Origin of the sequence: Paenibacillus sp. GbtcB18 (genome assembly GCF_019091125.1) — a bacterium.
GTDB lineage: Bacteria > Bacillota > Bacilli > Paenibacillales > NBRC-103111 > Paenibacillus_F > Paenibacillus_F chitinolyticus.
In genome coordinates this window covers 298,459-313,859 of the sequence record NZ_JAGXJX010000009.1, presented here as the reverse complement: position 1 = coordinate 313,859, position 15,401 = coordinate 298,459, and the positions used below count along the sequence as shown (strand labels likewise).

Annotated in this window: 14 protein-coding genes and 1 riboswitch; of the genes, 13 read left to right on the top strand and 1 reads right to left on the bottom strand. The window is 56.0% G+C overall.

Features of this window, described 5'->3' with window-relative positions; all coding sequences use genetic code 11:
- Nucleotides 1–476 precede the first annotated feature (476 nt).
- Nucleotides 477–579, top strand: a riboswitch (purine riboswitch).
- Nucleotides 580–740: 161 nt separating this feature from the next.
- From purE to KVT34_RS32480, 13 genes are all read left to right on the top strand, one after another.
- Entirely contained in the window at nucleotides 741–1,226 is a 486-nt protein-coding gene (purE, locus tag KVT34_RS24205; RefSeq protein ID WP_217561916.1) for a 5-(carboxyamino)imidazole ribonucleotide mutase, read from the top strand.
- Between the two features lie 206 nt (nucleotides 1,227–1,432).
- Entirely contained in the window at nucleotides 1,433–2,632 is a 1,200-nt protein-coding gene (purK, locus tag KVT34_RS24200) for a 5-(carboxyamino)imidazole ribonucleotide synthase (protein WP_254635114.1), read from the top strand.
- 162 nt (nucleotides 2,633–2,794) lie between these two features.
- The gene (gene purB / locus KVT34_RS24195) at nucleotides 2,795–4,090 is read left to right on the top strand and encodes an adenylosuccinate lyase (RefSeq protein WP_042234849.1); all 1,296 of its coding nucleotides are present in this window, start codon (nucleotides 2,795–2,797) and stop codon (nucleotides 4,088–4,090) included.
- A gap of 29 nt (nucleotides 4,091–4,119) precedes the next feature.
- Nucleotides 4,120–5,013: a phosphoribosylaminoimidazolesuccinocarboxamide synthase gene (locus tag KVT34_RS24190; protein WP_217561914.1), complete on the top strand. Its 894-nt coding sequence runs from the start codon at nucleotides 4,120–4,122 to the stop codon at nucleotides 5,011–5,013.
- 347 nt (nucleotides 5,014–5,360) lie between these two features.
- Nucleotides 5,361–5,600, top strand: a complete 240-nt coding sequence (gene purS / locus KVT34_RS24185) for a phosphoribosylformylglycinamidine synthase subunit PurS (protein WP_217561912.1) — start codon at nucleotides 5,361–5,363, stop codon at nucleotides 5,598–5,600.
- Nucleotides 5,601–5,620: 20 nt separating this feature from the next.
- A complete protein-coding gene (gene purQ / locus KVT34_RS24180; protein WP_217561910.1) occupies nucleotides 5,621–6,316 on the top strand; it encodes a phosphoribosylformylglycinamidine synthase subunit PurQ in 696 nt (231 codons plus the stop codon).
- Nucleotides 6,294–8,537, top strand: coding sequence for a phosphoribosylformylglycinamidine synthase subunit PurL (purL, locus tag KVT34_RS24175; RefSeq protein WP_217561908.1), 2,244 nt, complete (start codon nucleotides 6,294–6,296; stop codon nucleotides 8,535–8,537). Before purQ ends, purL begins: the two co-directional genes overlap by 23 nt.
- Nucleotides 8,522–10,003, top strand: coding sequence for an amidophosphoribosyltransferase (purF, locus tag KVT34_RS24170; RefSeq protein WP_217561906.1), 1,482 nt, complete (start codon nucleotides 8,522–8,524; stop codon nucleotides 10,001–10,003). The genes purL and purF overlap by 16 nt, the downstream gene beginning before the upstream one ends.
- A 123-nt stretch (nucleotides 10,004–10,126) precedes the next feature.
- A complete protein-coding gene (gene purM, locus KVT34_RS24165; protein WP_217561904.1) occupies nucleotides 10,127–11,167 on the top strand; it encodes a phosphoribosylformylglycinamidine cyclo-ligase in 1,041 nt (346 codons plus the stop codon).
- Nucleotide 11,168: 1 nt separating this feature from the next.
- The gene (gene purN, locus KVT34_RS24160; protein ID WP_217561902.1) at nucleotides 11,169–11,804 is read left to right on the top strand and encodes a phosphoribosylglycinamide formyltransferase; all 636 of its coding nucleotides are present in this window, start codon (nucleotides 11,169–11,171) and stop codon (nucleotides 11,802–11,804) included.
- An 88-nt stretch (nucleotides 11,805–11,892) separates the two neighbouring features.
- Nucleotides 11,893–13,437, top strand: a complete 1,545-nt coding sequence (gene purH / locus KVT34_RS24155) for a bifunctional phosphoribosylaminoimidazolecarboxamide formyltransferase/IMP cyclohydrolase (RefSeq protein ID WP_217561900.1) — start codon at nucleotides 11,893–11,895, stop codon at nucleotides 13,435–13,437.
- Nucleotides 13,438–13,456: 19 nt separating this feature from the next.
- Nucleotides 13,457–14,725 (top strand): phosphoribosylamine--glycine ligase, encoded by a 1,269-nt coding sequence (gene purD / locus KVT34_RS24150; protein ID WP_217561898.1) that lies wholly within the window; start codon nucleotides 13,457–13,459, stop codon nucleotides 14,723–14,725.
- Between the two features lie 14 nt (nucleotides 14,726–14,739).
- Entirely contained in the window at nucleotides 14,740–14,871 is a 132-nt protein-coding gene (locus KVT34_RS32480) for a hypothetical protein (protein WP_302695552.1), read from the top strand.
- A 280-nt stretch (nucleotides 14,872–15,151) separates the two neighbouring features.
- Here KVT34_RS32480 and KVT34_RS24145 read toward each other — a convergent pair whose 3' ends face one another.
- Nucleotides 15,152–15,304, bottom strand: a complete 153-nt coding sequence (locus KVT34_RS24145; protein WP_217561896.1) for a hypothetical protein — start codon at nucleotides 15,302–15,304, stop codon at nucleotides 15,152–15,154.
- Nucleotides 15,305–15,401: the final 97 nt, after the last annotated feature.

Below are 15,401 nucleotides of genomic sequence, written 5' to 3'. Positions count from 1 at the left end.
GGGTCCTGGGAGAGTAGGACGTTGCCAAGCACATGAGAGTCCTTTTGAACGTAACCGTTCAAGAGGGCTCTTTTTGTTGTACCCTACTTTTTACTAATTAAAGGTCCCTTTTCTTAATAGGATCTCTACTTAATGAACGCATGATGAGTTTTATTTAAAACGGATGTTGTTGTAAACAGAGAGTGTAAGGCATTTGTTGAATGAAGTCGAATGAAATAAGAAATTGTTTTCGCAAGATCGAGATCTTATAAAAAAAGCGTATATTAAAGGGTAGCGTCCTGTAAATTTAAGGATAAACAAGCACGCTTTTTCACTAAACTGTTTAAGGAAAATGGTTTTGAACAGCCTTTCGGAAGACTTTTAAGAACAGAAAGCGAACTTTACTTCTTTTTTATGAATTGAATGTTCGTATTTCGTTTGACAGTCAAAAAGGTAACTGGTACACTAGAGGAGCGACAATACCTGACAAAGCACGTGAATATAGATGTTTACAATCTCGTATAATCATCGGGGATATGGCCCGAAAGTTTCTACCCAAAAGCCGTAAAGTTTTGGACTACGAGAGCGAAGCGAGGGGATCCCAGACGGGGGTTCCTTATGTTTGTGTCTCTTGCAGTCCGGCAGATAGAAGGAAGTAATCTATCTCTGGGCTTTTTTTGCGTCACGGTGATGAAAAGCTGAGGCTTGGGGCTTTCTATTTAAAATGGTTACCAATATGATAGTAAAGGCGGGTTACGGAGATGTCAGCACGAGTTGGAGTCATTATGGGAAGTAAATCGGATTGGGAAACGATGAAGCATGCTTGCGATGTGCTGGACGAATTCGGCATCCCTTATGAGAAAAAAGTCGTGTCGGCACACCGTACACCGGACTTGATGTTCCAATATGCCGAGCAGGCTGCTGAACGCGGACTGCGGGTCATTATCGCGGGAGCAGGAGGCGCCGCTCATCTGCCGGGTATGGTGGCAGCGAAGACAGAGCTGCCCGTTATCGGGGTGCCAGTTAAAAGCAGAGCGCTGAACGGGCTGGATTCCCTTCTCTCAATCGTACAGATGCCGGCGGGTATCCCCGTGGCTACCGTAGCGATCGGAGAGGCAGGAGCTGCGAATGCCGGACTGCTGGCGGCGCAAATTCTTGGAGCATTCGAGCCCGAGCTTCAAAATAAAGTGCGTGAGCGCCGCGAACGCATCAAAGCACAAGTGTTGGAAGCGAGTGAGCTTGAATGACAGCGAAGAACAGCGGAGAAGAATTGACCGAAGTTAAGCGGGACGTCGGCATGACAGGCGGGCAGCGGCAAGAACGGGTACAAGGAGGCCAGGCGGGCGTGACGGACTCTACGGAGGCCAGCCCGTCAACGGCTGCAGCCGGGGAGTCAGCGGAGCCCTCGCTGTCTGGAAGGCCTCAGCAGGAAAGCAATGCCGCGGTTATGGCAATGGCCATGGATACGGCCGCCGCGCATGCGACACCGGAGCAGCACAAAGTCATCCCGCCCGGAAGCACCATCGGTGTTCTGGGCGGAGGCCAGCTCGGCCGCATGCTGGCGCTTGCGGGCCGAAACATGGGCTACCGGTTCGTTACACTTGAACCGGGTGCAGACTCGCCGTGCGGGCAAGTGGCCGACCGGCAGATCCAGGCTTCGTACGGAGACGTGGACGCGGCGCGCGAGCTTGCGAGAGTGTCCGACGTAATCACGTACGAATTCGAGAACGTCGACGCCGCCGTGACGAAGCTGCTGACGCAGGAAGCTTACGTCCCGCAGGGTAGCGCCCTGCTGTACACGACGCAGCACAGGCTTCGCGAGAAGCGTGCGATCGAGGCAGCCGGCGTGAGGGTGGCCCCATATGCCGAGATTACAAGCGAAGAGGATCTTCGCGCGGCTGTCGGCAAATTCGGAACCCCCTGCGTGCTGAAGACCGCGACCGGCGGGTACGACGGCAAAGGCCAATGGGTCATCCGCTCGGCGGATGAGATTCCCGACGCTTTTGCCGAACTTAGCCGGGCCGGAACGGATCTGGTGCTCGAACAGTTTATCCGGTTCGAGAAGGAGATCTCGGTAATCGCGGCGCGGAGTCCCCGCGGAGAGGTGAAAGCTTTTCCGGCAGCGGAAAATATCCATGTCGAGAATATTTTGCATATGTCGATCGTGCCGGCCCGGATCAGCGCCTCCGTTCAGGAAGAGGCCGAACGTCTGGCGATCCGCATCGCGGAGTCGATGAAAGCGGTCGGGTTGATCGCCGTGGAGATGTTTTTGACGAAGGATGGGGAGCTGTTCGTGAACGAGCTTGCGCCAAGGCCGCATAACTCCGGGCACTATACGATGGAAGCCTGCCTGACTTCGCAGTTTGAGCAGCACGTACGGGCTGTCTGCAATCTGCCTCTCGGTCCTACGGAACTGTTGACACCGGTAGTAATGGTGAATGTGCTCGGAGAGCATATGGAGCCGCTGCTGAAATGGTTCTGTTCCGAGGAAAGCGCGGCCTCCGATTCGGGGGTAACGCCCAAGCTTCATTTGTACGGAAAAGACGAAGCCAAGACGAAACGCAAGATGGGGCACCTTAACCTTCTAACGAGCGATACGGCGAAAGCCGCCGAATGGATGGAACGTACCGGTATCTGGGATTCTATAGGTTAGGTTAAAGAGTGTTGAGACTGGTAAGACGACAAGATGCGGGCATTTCCATTGGAAATGCGGCACAATCACGGATGAGCCGGTCCATTGAACATGAGCAGCAACGGAAGTTCGAGGCACATAAAAGGGTTCCAACCCAATCGAAACACAGATGGAGGATTAACGATGATCGAAAGATACAGCCGGCCGGAAATGGTCAACATTTGGACGGAAGAAAACAAATTCAAGGCATGGCTTGAAGTTGAAATTCTCTCCTGCGAGGCTTGGTCAGAGCTTGGCGTCATTCCTAAGGAAGACGTGAAAGAACTGCGCGCCAAAGCGGATTTTGATATGGACCGCATTTATGAAATCGAGCAGGAAACCCGTCACGACGTGATTGCCTTCACGCGCGCGGTATCCGAGAAGCTCGGTCCCGAGCGCAAATGGGTGCACTATGGCCTGACTTCCACGGACGTTGTGGATACGGCTCTAGGCTACCTTTTGAAGCAGGCGAACGAAATTCTTGAAAAAGATCTTCTCAACTTCATCGGAATTCTTAAAAACAAAGCGATCGAGCACAAGCATACCGCTATGATGGGACGCACGCACGGCGTTCATGCCGAGCCGACTACTTTCGGTCTGAAAATGGCCCTGTGGTATGAAGAAATGAAACGGAACCTGGAGCGTTTCCGTTTTGCGGCGGACGGTGTGCAGTACGGTAAGATTTCCGGCGCTGTCGGCACTTACGCGAACATCGATCCTTTCGTGGAGCGCTACGTGTGTGAGCGTCTGGGTACGAACCCGGCTCCGATTTCGACACAGACCCTTCAGCGCGACCGTCATGCGGAATATATGGCCACTCTCGCCCTGATCGCCACGTCTTTGGACAAGTTCGCGACAGAGGTGCGCGCCCTTCAGAAGAGCGAGTTCCGCGAAGTGGAAGAAGCTTTTGCCAAAGGACAAAAGGGTTCGTCGGCGATGCCTCACAAACGGAATCCGATCGGATCGGAGAATATTTCCGGTTTGTCCCGCGTCATCCGCGGTCATATGGTTTCCGCTTATGAGAACGTCACGCTGTGGCACGAGCGCGATATTTCGCACTCCTCCGTCGAGCGCATTATTTTGCCGGATGCGACGATCCTGCTCAACTATATGCTCAATCGTTTCGGCAACATCGTAAAGAACTTGACGGTGTTCCCTGAAAATATGAAGCGCAACATGCAGAGCACGTACGGCGTACCATTCTCCGGCCGCGTTATGACGAAGCTGATCGACAAGGGTTTCAGCCGCGAGCAGGCCTACGATACGGTCCAGCCTCGCGCCATGCAAGCCTGGGAAGAACAGCGTTCGTTCCGCGAAATCGTGGAAAACACGGCTGCCATCACCGAGCTGCTGAGTGCCGAGGAAATCGAAGACTGCTTCAACCCAAGCTGGCACCTGAAGCATGTGGATACGATTTTTGACCGTCTGGGCTTAAAATAATTAGAACTACTGCTTGGGAGGACGCAAACATGGGCGCATCCGTCGCATTGTCGACCGCCGAACATCTCATTAAAGCTCCTTTGGTATATAAAGGCAAAGTCCGTGAATTGTACGACTTGGGCGAGCATTTCCTGATCGTCGTCACGGACCGCATCTCCGCTTTCGACTATGTGCTGGACCCGGCTGTGCCGGATAAGGGCAACGTGCTCAACACGCTGAGCAAGTTCTGGTTTGAGCTGACGACGCCTTTTATGGAAAATCACGTGGTGCACTGCGACGTCGAGCTCCTGGGGGATCTTGTAACGGAGCCGGCGCTTCTGAAAGACCGTGTAATGGTCACCAAAAAAGCGACCCGCATTCCGGTTGAATGCGTCGTACGCGGCTATATTACGGGCGGAGGCTGGCGCCAGTACCAGGAAACCGGCATGATCAACGGCATCCGGCTTCCGGAAGGGCTTCGCAAGAACCAGGTGCTGGAGCACCCGATCTTCACTCCGGCCGCGAAGAACGATGTCGGTCACGACGAGGACATCACCTACGATCAAATGTGCGAGCTGGTCGGCGAGAAGGTAACGGAGCAGTTGATGACCAAAAGCGTCATGCTTTATACCCTCGCTCATACGTATTGCGAGCACCGCGGAATCATTTTGGCGGATACAAAGTTCGAATTCGGATTTATCGGCGACGAGCTGATTCTGATCGACGAAATTTTCACGCCGGATTCTTCACGCTACTGGGCCAAGGATAAGTACGAGCTGGATACGGAAATCGATTCGATGGACAAAGAACCTGTCCGCACGTATCTGGCGAACTCCGGCTGGGATAAGAATAGCGCACCGGACCCGCTTCCGGCTTCCGTGGTGGAGGAAACTTCCCGCAGATACCGCGAGATTCTACAGCGTTTAACGGAAGAAACCGAGTAAGAGAGAAGGCTGTACCGGGTTTTGCCGCGTAAGGCAGAGCCCGGTCCAAGCTTTCGGAACACGGTCCGTTATCCGGGAATGATGTGCACGCGCCGCCTAGCCGACAGGGCGGGTTGGATGTAAATGTATCGGTTCGTTAACTATCCTTGTCATGAAAGATAGACGGAACAGACAGTTAACCGCCTTTATAGCACAGCGATTTTAAGAATAATACGGTCTTATTTTTCAGGAGATTAACTTTTTCAAGGGTAAAGAGTCAGAAGATTGAAAAAACAAGATGCCAAGAACGGTCAGACAGCCGCATGGAAGCACACGGCGATCGTGATACCAAGGGAGGACAAACCGTAATGAAAGCAACCGTCTATGTGACGATTAAGCAAAGTGTATTGGATCCGCAGGGAAATGCCGTTCAAGGCGCACTGCACTCGATGGGATTTGAAGAAGTCGGCAAAGTACGCGTCGGCAAGTATTTGGAGCTGGAACTGGATACGACGGACCACGCGGAAGCGGAAGAGCGTTTGAAAGCAATGTGCGAGAAACTGCTGGCGAATACGGTCATTGAAGACTACCGCTTCGAGCTGAACTAACGGATCAGGAGGACATTCCCATGAAATTTGCGGTACTGGTATATCCCGGTTCGAACTGTGACATCGATTGCTACAAGGCGGTCGAGGACACGGTAGGCGAACCCGTCAATTACGTGTGGCACACGGCCACGGACTTGTCCGAATACGACTGCATTCTCGTACCGGGCGGCTTTTCTTACGGCGACTATCTGCGCTGCGGCGCGATTGCCCGTTTTGCTTCGGTAACCCAGGCTCTGGTGAAAGCGGCGGAGCAGGGCAAATATATTCTTGGCATTTGCAACGGTTTTCAAGTCCTGACGGAAGCGGGCCTGCTGCCCGGCGCGCTGCTGCGCAACCGCTCGCTTAAATTCCGTTGTCATTCCACTTTGCTTAAAGTGGTGAATAACGCGACTCCGTTCACTTCCGATTATGCGGAAGGCGAAGTGATCAACATCCCGATCGCGCACGGGGAAGGCAATTACTACTGCGACGAAGAGACGCTGCGTGAACTTCAGCAGAACAATCAGATTGTTTTCCGTTATGAAACGGATACGAACCCGAACGGTTCGGTTGACGATATCGCGGGAATTTGCAGCAAAGAAGGCAACATCGTGGGCATGATGCCCCATCCGGAACGGGCCGTGGACGAGCTTCTCGGTTCGGCTGATGGCAAACGGATGTTTACGTCGATTTTAAACGCTTGGAGGGAACAACATGGCACAGCAGTTAGCCGCTAAGGAACCGAACGCGGAGCAGATCGCCGAGCAGAAAATCTATAAGCAGATGGGCGTAACCGATGCGGAATACGATCAAATCTGCGGATTTCTCGGACGCAAGCCGAACTACGTGGAAATCGGCGTCTTCAGTGTAATGTGGTCGGAGCACTGCTCCTACAAAAATTCCAAGCCGCTTCTCCGCCGTTTTCCTACGACCGGGGAACGCGTATTGATGGGTCCCGGCGAGGGCGCGGGTATCGTGGATATCGGCGACAACCAGGCTGTCGTGTTCAAAATCGAAAGTCATAACCATCCGTCTGCGATAGAGCCGTACCAGGGCGCAGCAACGGGAGTCGGCGGCATTATCCGTGATATTTTCTCGATGGGCGCACGGCCGGTGGCGCTTCTGAACTCTTTGCGTTTCGGACGTCTCCAGAACGACCGCGTTAAATATTTGTTCGAGCACGTTGTTTCCGGTATTGCCGGCTACGGCAACTGTATCGGAATCCCGACGGTGGGCGGCGAAGTTACCTTTGACGAAAGCTATGAAGGCAACCCGCTCGTCAACGCCATGTGCGTCGGTCTCATCGACCATGACAAAATCCAGCGCGGCGTAGCCAAAGGCGTGGGCAACCCGGTTTATTACGTCGGCCCGGCAACAGGCCGCGACGGTATTCACGGCGCGACCTTCGCGTCCGAAGAGCTGACGAGCGAATCCGAAGCGAAACGTCCTGCCGTACAGGTGGGCGATCCGTTCATGGAGAAGCTCGTGATGGAGTCCTGTCTGGAACTGATCGACACGGGCATCGTACTCGGCATTCAAGACATGGGCGCCGCAGGTCTTACCTGCTCCAGCGCGGAAATGGCGAGCAAGGCGGGCAACGGTCTGGAGCTGTATCTGGACGAAGTGCCGCAGCGCGAGGAAGGCATGACGCCTTATGAAATGATGCTGTCGGAGTCCCAGGAGCGTATGCTGTTCGTTATCGATCCGAAGGATGAAGCGCAGGCTCTCGAAATTTTCGAGCGCTGGGGCGTTATTTGCGCCAAAGTCGGCAAAGTGACCGACGACGGCCGTCTGAAGCTTTTCCATCAAGGACAAATCGTGGGCGATATGCCGGTAACGGCACTTGTCGACGAGTGCCCGGTTTACAACAAGCCGTCCGCCGTTCCCGCTTACTACACCGAGCAGGCCAACACGGATACAACCCGTTACAATGAAGTGACCGATCTGAACGGGGCGCTGAAAAGCATCCTGGGCTCCCCTACTGTGGCGAGCAAAGAGTGGGTCTATAACCAATACGATTACATGGTACGCACAAGCACGGCCGTACAGCCGGGTTCGGATGCGGCGGTTGTCACGATCCGCGGCACCCGCAAAGCGCTTGCCATGACAACGGACTGCAACAGCCGTTACGTGTATCTCGATCCGGAAGTTGGCGGACGTATCGCGGTCAGCGAAGCGGCGCGCAACATCGTCTGCTCGGGCGGAGAGCCTCTGGCCGTTACGGACAACCTGAACTTCGGAAGCCCGGAGAAGCCGGAAATTTTCTGGCAGCTTGAAAAAGCGGTCGACGGCATGGCGGAAGCCTGCCGCGAGCTGAGCACGCCGGTTATCGGCGGAAACGTATCGCTGTACAACGAGAACGCGAAGGGCGCGATTTACCCGACGCCGGTTGTCGGTATGGTCGGCTTGATCCAGGACACGGATCATATTACGACCCAAGGTTTCAAGAACGAAGGCGACGTTATCGTTCTGCTGGGCGAAACGAAAGCCGAGCTCGGCGGAAGCGAGTTCCAGAAGGTCGTGCACGGCGTGGTCGAAGGCCGTCCGCCTCAGCTGGACCTGGAGACCGAGAAACGCCTGCACGCGGGCGTATTGGCCGCGATCCGCGAAGGTCTGGTCGCTTCGGCGCATGACCTCTCCGAAGGCGGCCTGGCGGCTGCCGTAGCGGAAAGCAGCATCTCCGGCGGACTTGGCGCCGACGTGGACTTCCGCACGGAGCTGCGCGCGGATCATGCGCTCTTCAGCGAGAGCCAGTCCCGCATTCTGCTCAGCTGCCGTCCGGAGAAGCGCGAAGCGCTGATCGCCCTGCTTCAAGAGAAGAACGTACAGGCGGAAGTTATCGGAACGGTAACCGGAACGAACGTGAAGGTCGACATTAACGGAAAACCTGCCGTTCAAGCCTCTATATCGGAGCTGCGGCAGGTATGGAAGGACGCGATACCATGTCTGATGCAGTAACATCGGGTAAGGGGCTGTGGACCGGTTCTTACTATAATGAAGGTCACGGCGGACATGACGGTCTGTTCGACAAGCTGAAAGAGGAATGCGGCGTGTTCGGTGTCTTCGGACATCCGGACGCGGCTTCCTTGTCCTACTACGGGCTGCACGCGCTGCAGCACCGGGGACAGGAGAGCGCCGGCATCTGTACGGCGGACGCCGATAATTTCCACTACTTCCGGGGCATGGGCCTCGTTAAGGAAGTGTTCGACCAGTCGAACCTGCCTACACTCGTCGGCACGTCGGCTATTGCCCACGTGCGTTACTCTACGGCAGGGGAGAGCAAACTGGCGAACGCTCAGCCACTGGTGTTCAAATACCGCGAAGGCGATCTCGCCGTTGCGACGAACGGCAACCTGGTGAACGCCGGTGAAATCCGCCAGCAGCTCGAAAAGCAGGGCTCGATCTTCCAGACGACGAGCGATACCGAAGTGGTCGCGCACCTTATCGCGCGCTCCAAGCACGATGACATCGTCGACGCGGTCAAAGACGCCCTGCAGCAGGTGATCGGCGCCTACGCGTTCCTGATCCTGACGAAGGACAAGCTGATTGCGGCGCTCGACCCGAACGGGCTGCGGCCTTTCGCGATGGGCAAGCTGGGCGACGCGTATCTGTTCGCGTCGGAATCCTGCGCCTTCGACATCGTCGGTGGCACGTATATGCGCGATCTTCTGCCGGGCGAGCTGCTGGTCCTGGACAAGAGCGGGCTCACGGAAGACCGTTTCACGGAAAGTCAGACACGCGCTACATGCGCGATGGAATATATCTATTTCGCCCGTCCCGACAGTGACATCGATGCGATTAACGTCCACTCCGCCCGCAAGCGGATGGGCAAACGCCTCGCGTCGGAAGCGTTCGTGGACGCGGACTTGGTGACTGGCGTGCCGGATTCCAGCACGTCGGCCGCCATCGGTTTTGCCGAGCAGACCGGGATTCCTTACGAGCTCGGACTGATCAAAAACCGCTACACGGGCCGGACCTTCATCCAGCCGAGCCAGGAGCTGCGGGAGCAGGGCGTGAAGATGAAACTGAGCGCCGTGCGCAAGGTTGTGGAAGGCAAGCGGGTCGTCATGATCGACGATTCGATTGTCAGGGGTACGACTTCGCTGCGAATCGTGAACCTGCTCCGGGAAGCGGGAGCGACGGAAGTGCACGTGCGCATCTCTTCGCCCCCGTTCCAGAACCCGTGCTTCTACGGAATCGATACGCCGAGCCGCAAAGACCTCATCGCGGCGCAGAAATCGATCGAAGAGATCCGCCAGGCGATCAATGCGGACTCGCTGTATTTCCTCAGCCAAGAAGGGCTGATCGACTCCATCGGCCGCAAGGACGGCGTGGAGAACGGCGGCTTCTGCACGGGCTGTTTCGATAATCGTTATGTGACTTACGTGAACGATAGCGAAAATGCGGTGGGCTGCGGCTGCTAAACCGCGGTGCTGCCGATACGTTTAACGAAAGATTCAACCTGTACGAATCAAAAGACAATCAAGCATGGAAGGTATCACCGTGTTTTAACGGTGTGCTTTTCAAACCATTAGGGAGTGAGACAAGTGTCGGAGGCATATAAAAAAGCGGGCGTCGACATCGCGGCCGGTAACGAAGCCGTTGAACGGATGAAGAAACATGTGCAGAGAACATTCCGTCCGGAAGTGCTGACGGGACTCGGCGGATTCGGCTCGTTGTTCAGCCTGAACAAGGATAAGTACGAAGAGCCGGTACTCGTATCGGGCACCGACGGCGTCGGAACGAAGCTCAAAATCGCGTTTGCGATGGACAAGCACGATACGATCGGAATCGATGCGGTGGCGATGTGCGTCAACGATATCGTGGTGCAGGGTGCGGAGCCGCTCTTTTTCCTGGACTATCTGGCCTGCGACCGTGTCATTCCCGAGAAGATCGAAGCGATTGTAAAAGGAATTGCCGACGGCTGCGCGGAATCCGGCTGTTCGCTGATCGGCGGAGAAACGGCGGAAATGCCGGGGATGTATACGGAAGGGGAGTATGACATTGCCGGTTTTACCGTAGGAATCGTGGATAAGAAAAAAATCATCGACGGTTCCACCGTCCGCCCCGGCGACGCCGTGATCGGTCTTGCTTCGAGCGGCGTGCACAGCAACGGCTTCTCGCTGGTGCGCAAGCTGCTTCTGGAAGAGAAGGGACACAGCCTGACGGACACGATCGACGAGCTTGGCGGAGTCCTCGGCGACGTGCTGCTGGAGCCGACGAAGCTGTATGTGAAGCCGGTTCTCGGCATTTTGGAGCAGGTGGGCATCAAAGGTGCCGCGCACATTACGGGCGGGGGCTTCCTGGAAAACATCCCGCGCACACTGCCGGAAGGCGTGAACGTGAACATTCAGTACGGCTCTTGGCCGATTCTGCCGATCTTCTCTCTCATGCAGCGCGAAGGAAACATTACGAACAATGATATGTTCCGTACGTTCAACATGGGAATCGGCATGGTTATTATCGTGGCTCAGGAAGATGCGGAGAAGGCGTTGGAGATTGCCGCATCGTACGGTCATGAGGCTTACCGGATCGGGGAAGTGACGGAAGGCGGCAAAATCGTGACGTTCGAAGGCGCGGAGGTCTAGAATGGGAAAACTGCGGATCGCCGTGTTTGCCTCGGGAAGCGGGTCGAATTTTCAAGCGGTCGCGGACGCCGTGCGCGGCGGAAGACTTGAAGCGGATCTCGCGCTGCTCGTCAGCGACCGGCCGCAGTCGAAAGTGGTGGAACGGGCAAAACAGGCGGAAGTGCCTGTTTTCGCTTTTTCTCCCAAAGCGTACGACAGCCGGGAAGCTTACGAGACCGAAATTCTGCAGCTTCTGCGGGAGAAGGAAATTGATCTGATCGTGCTCGCTGGTTACATGCGTATCTTGACGCCGGTGCTGGTGGAGCCGTTTTACGGCCGGATGATTAATGTGCATCCGTCTTTGCTTCCGGCTTTTCCGGGAATCAAGGGGATCGCCCAGGCGCTGGAATACGGCGTTAAAGTGACCGGCGTTACGGTGCATTACGTTGACGGCGGGCTCGATTCGGGACCGATTATCGCCCAGCGTGCTCTCGAAATCCGGGAGGACGATACGGTGGAGAGCTTGACGGAGCGCGTGCACGCGGCGGAGCATGAGCTGCTTCCTCTTGCGATCGGATGGATCGCGGAAGGCCGCGTGACGCTGGAAGGCCGGCTTGTGCGTATTTCGGAACCACAGACCGCCAAGGCAGTGGAGTAATCGAACAAGCTTTTTATACAGGGCGAGTTAATTGCATTTAGTATACAAAGGTTCAAATTAGACTTTCCAACCCATAGGAGGAGAAATCGTGGCAATCAAAAGAGCGTTAATCAGCGTATCGGACAAAACGGGCATTGTGGAATTCGCGTCGGAGCTGGCAAAGCTGGGCGTCGAGCTTATTTCGACGGGGGGAACGAAGACCCTTCTGGAAAAAGAGGGAGTACCGGTCATCGGAATTTCCGACGTGACGGGATTTCCGGAAATTCTCGACGGGCGCGTAAAAACACTGCATCCCGCCGTACACAGCGGTCTGCTGGCCATCCGTGACGATGCGGAGCACCGCAAAGTGATGGAAGAGCTGGGCCTCGGGTATATCGACCTCGTGATCGTCAACCTGTACCCGTTCGCGCAAACGATCGCAAAGCCGGATGTGGAGTATGCGGATGCGGTGGAAAACATCGACATCGGCGGACCTACGATGCTGCGCTCGGCGGCGAAGAACCATGCTTTCGTCTCGGTCGTGGTGGATGCGGCCGATTATGACACGGTACTTGCCGAAGTCCGTGAAAATGCCGATACGACCCTCGAAACGCGCAAACGCCTGGCGGCGAAAGTTTTCCGTCACACGGCGGCTTACGATTCTCTGATCTCCGAATATTTGTCCGGACAAGTGGGCGAAGAGTTCCCGGAACGGTATACGGTTACGTATGAGAAGGTCCAGGACCTGCGCTACGGGGAAAATCCCCATCAGAAAGCGGCGTTCTACCGCAAACCGCTTGCCGGTGAAGGAAGCATCGCGACAGCGGAGCAGATCCACGGCAAAGAGCTTTCTTACAACAACATCAACGATGCGAATGCAGCCCTGCAAATCGTGAAAGAATTTACAGAGCCCGCGGTCGTCGCCGTGAAGCATATGAACCCTTGCGGCGTCGGAATCGGCACGTCGGTGAAGGAAGCGTACGAGAAAGCATACGCGGCCGATCCTACGTCCATTTTCGGCGGAATTATCGCGGCCAACCGTCCGATCGACGGAGAAACGGCGCAGCTACTGCACGAAATCTTCCTGGAAATCGTCATCGCGCCTGACTTTACGGCGGAAGCATTGGAAATTCTTCAGAAGAAGAAAAACATCCGTTTGCTGAAACTGGGCAACTTTACCGAAGGACAGCGCAAGGCGCTGCATCTGGTCACCTCCGTAGAAGGCGGCATGCTCGTACAAGAGAGCGATGTTCATGCGATCTCCGAGGGCGATCTTAAGACGGCTACCGACCGCGAGCCGACGGAAGCCGAACTGAAGCAGCTGCTGCTGGCTTGGAAAGTCGTCAAGCATGTGAAATCCAACGCGATCGTACTGGTGACCGAAGACATGACGATCGGAATCGGCGCGGGCCAGATGAACCGTGTAGGCGCCGCCAAGATTGCCATCGAGCAGGCGGGCGAGAAAGCCAAGGGTGCGGTACTCGCCTCCGACGCGTTCTTCCCGATGGGCGATACGCTGGAAATTGCCGCTGCAGCGGGGATTACGGCGGTCATTCAGCCGGGCGGTTCGATCAAAGACGAAGAATCGATTAAAGTGGCAAACGATAAAGGCATCGCGATGGTGATGACCGGCGTTCGTCATTTCAAACACTAGAAGCGGGAGGCGGGACACTATGCGCATATTGGTTATCGGCCGGGGAGGCCGGGAGCATGCGATCGTCTGGTCGCTTCGCAAAAGCCCGAAGGTGACGGCTCTGTTCTGCGCACCGGGCAACGGAGGCATTGCCGAATTGGCGGAATGTGTGCCGATTACGGAGTTCCAGTTTGCCGAGATCGCGGAGTTCGTCCGTCAGAACGCCATTGATCTGGTCGTCGTGGGACCGGACGATCCGCTCTACGAAGGCATCGTGGATTACCTGCAAGAACACGGCATCCGCGCATACGGGCCGAACCGGGCGGCGGCGGAGATTGAAGGAAGCAAAGTATTTATGAAGCATCTGCTGAAAAAATACGAGATTCCTACGGCCGCTTATGAAGCGTTCGAGGACTATGAGGCTGCGCTGGCTTACTTGCGCAAGCTCGGAGCGCCGATTGTCATCAAAGCGGACGGACTGGCCGCGGGCAAAGGCGTGATCGTGGCGTCGACGCTGGAGGAAGCGGAGAAGGCGCTGAAGGAAATTATGGTCGAGAAGCAGTTCGGCGCTTCCGGCAACCGCGTCGTCATCGAAGAATTCCTGCAAGGACAGGAAATGTCCCTGCTCGCGTTCGTTGACGGCAATGTCGTGAAGCCGATGGTGCCTTCCCAGGACCATAAGCCGGTTTTCGACGGGGACAAGGGACCCAACACCGGCGGCATGGGCACTTATTCGCCGGTGCCTCACATCCCGCAGGAGATCGTGCAGCAGGCGCTGGACACCATCGTGAAGCCGGCGGCCGAAGCGATGGTGAAGGAAGGGCGCCCGTTCCGCGGCGTACTCTACGCGGGACTGATGATCACCGCGGACGGACCGAAGACGATCGAGTTCAACGCCCGCTTCGGCGATCCGGAGACGCAGGTCATTCTGCCCCGGCTGAAAACCGACCTGCTGGAGATCATTCTGGCGACACTCGAAGGCCGCCTGGCGGACCTTGCCATCGAGTGGAGCGAAGAAGCGGCCGTATGCGTGATTCTCGCATCCGGGGGCTACCCCGGCTCGTACCCGAAAGGACTGCCCATCGAGGGCCTGGACGCCGCAGGCGGCGCCCTCGTGTTCCATGCGGGTACGGCGCTTGAAGACGGCCGGCTGGTCACCAGCGGCGGCCGTGTGCTTGGCGTCACGGCGCTGGGCCGTGACATTGCCGATGCGCGCGAGAAGGCGTACGCCGCCGCGGATCGCATCTCCTTCGAAGGGAAGCAGAATCGGACGGATATCGCGCTGAAGGCACTGAACGCGATGAAGTAAGGACAGGCGGGCGGATGCGGGTATCCACCGCGTTTGCTGCGGCAGGCGCCTTGTGGGTGCTCGCCGTCATGCAATGCAGCATCGTACAGGGAGCTGCTCCCGGTGCGGCGCAGCACCTTATGCCGGGGGCTGTCGCTGTCATGTGACGCCGTACCGCGCGCCGTGAGCAGCTCACCGTGATGCGGCGCAGTACTTCACGTCGGAAACTGCTCACCGTTATGCGATACAGCACCTTACGCCGGGAACTGCTCTCAGCACGGCTGCCTCTACTATAAGAAAAGTTTGTTTTGAAGTTTAAGGTTAACCGAATAAACGCACGTGGCTTCCTTACCAGGGAGCTCCGTGCGTTTTTTTATGGTTTTGGCCAGCCGCAAAGGAAGTGTGCTCCATGTTTGTAAGCAGAGTCGCCGGCAGAGAGCGCCTCATTTACGATCTGCGCTTTTTCGCTTCCCTTTTGTTCAGCCAGTAGAGCTGAAGCTCGTTTCTTTTGCTATATACAAAGTAAATGGCGAGCAGGCAGCCCAAAATCATCACGATCGGAATCCAGTGCCCCCGAATAAATGTCCACATAGTACCCATATACGAAACCCTCCAATATACCGTAATACTTTGAAAAATTGTTTCTTATTATGTAAATAAAAGAACACAACCGCCCGGTATTTTGATCACGGAAAAT

Coding starts and splice junctions, on each gene's coding strand:
- purE (WP_217561916.1), top strand. CDS start 741: ATGTCAGCACGAGTTGGAGTCATTATGGGAAGTAAATCGGATTGGGAA.
- purK (WP_254635114.1), top strand. CDS start 1,433: ATGGCCATGGATACGGCCGCCGCGCATGCGACACCGGAGCAGCACAAA.
- purB (WP_042234849.1), top strand. CDS start 2,795: ATGATCGAAAGATACAGCCGGCCGGAAATGGTCAACATTTGGACGGAA.
- KVT34_RS24190 (WP_217561914.1), top strand. CDS start 4,120: ATGGGCGCATCCGTCGCATTGTCGACCGCCGAACATCTCATTAAAGCT.
- purS (WP_217561912.1), top strand. CDS start 5,361: ATGAAAGCAACCGTCTATGTGACGATTAAGCAAAGTGTATTGGATCCG.
- purQ (WP_217561910.1), top strand. CDS start 5,621: ATGAAATTTGCGGTACTGGTATATCCCGGTTCGAACTGTGACATCGAT.
- purL (WP_217561908.1), top strand. CDS start 6,294: ATGGCACAGCAGTTAGCCGCTAAGGAACCGAACGCGGAGCAGATCGCC.
- purF (WP_217561906.1), top strand. CDS start 8,522: ATGTCTGATGCAGTAACATCGGGTAAGGGGCTGTGGACCGGTTCTTAC.
- purN (WP_217561902.1), top strand. CDS start 11,169: ATGGGAAAACTGCGGATCGCCGTGTTTGCCTCGGGAAGCGGGTCGAAT.
- purD (WP_217561898.1), top strand. CDS start 13,457: ATGCGCATATTGGTTATCGGCCGGGGAGGCCGGGAGCATGCGATCGTC.
- KVT34_RS32480 (WP_302695552.1), top strand. CDS start 14,740: ATGCGGGTATCCACCGCGTTTGCTGCGGCAGGCGCCTTGTGGGTGCTC.
- KVT34_RS24145 (WP_217561896.1), bottom strand. CDS start 15,304: ATGGGTACTATGTGGACATTTATTCGGGGGCACTGGATTCCGATCGTG.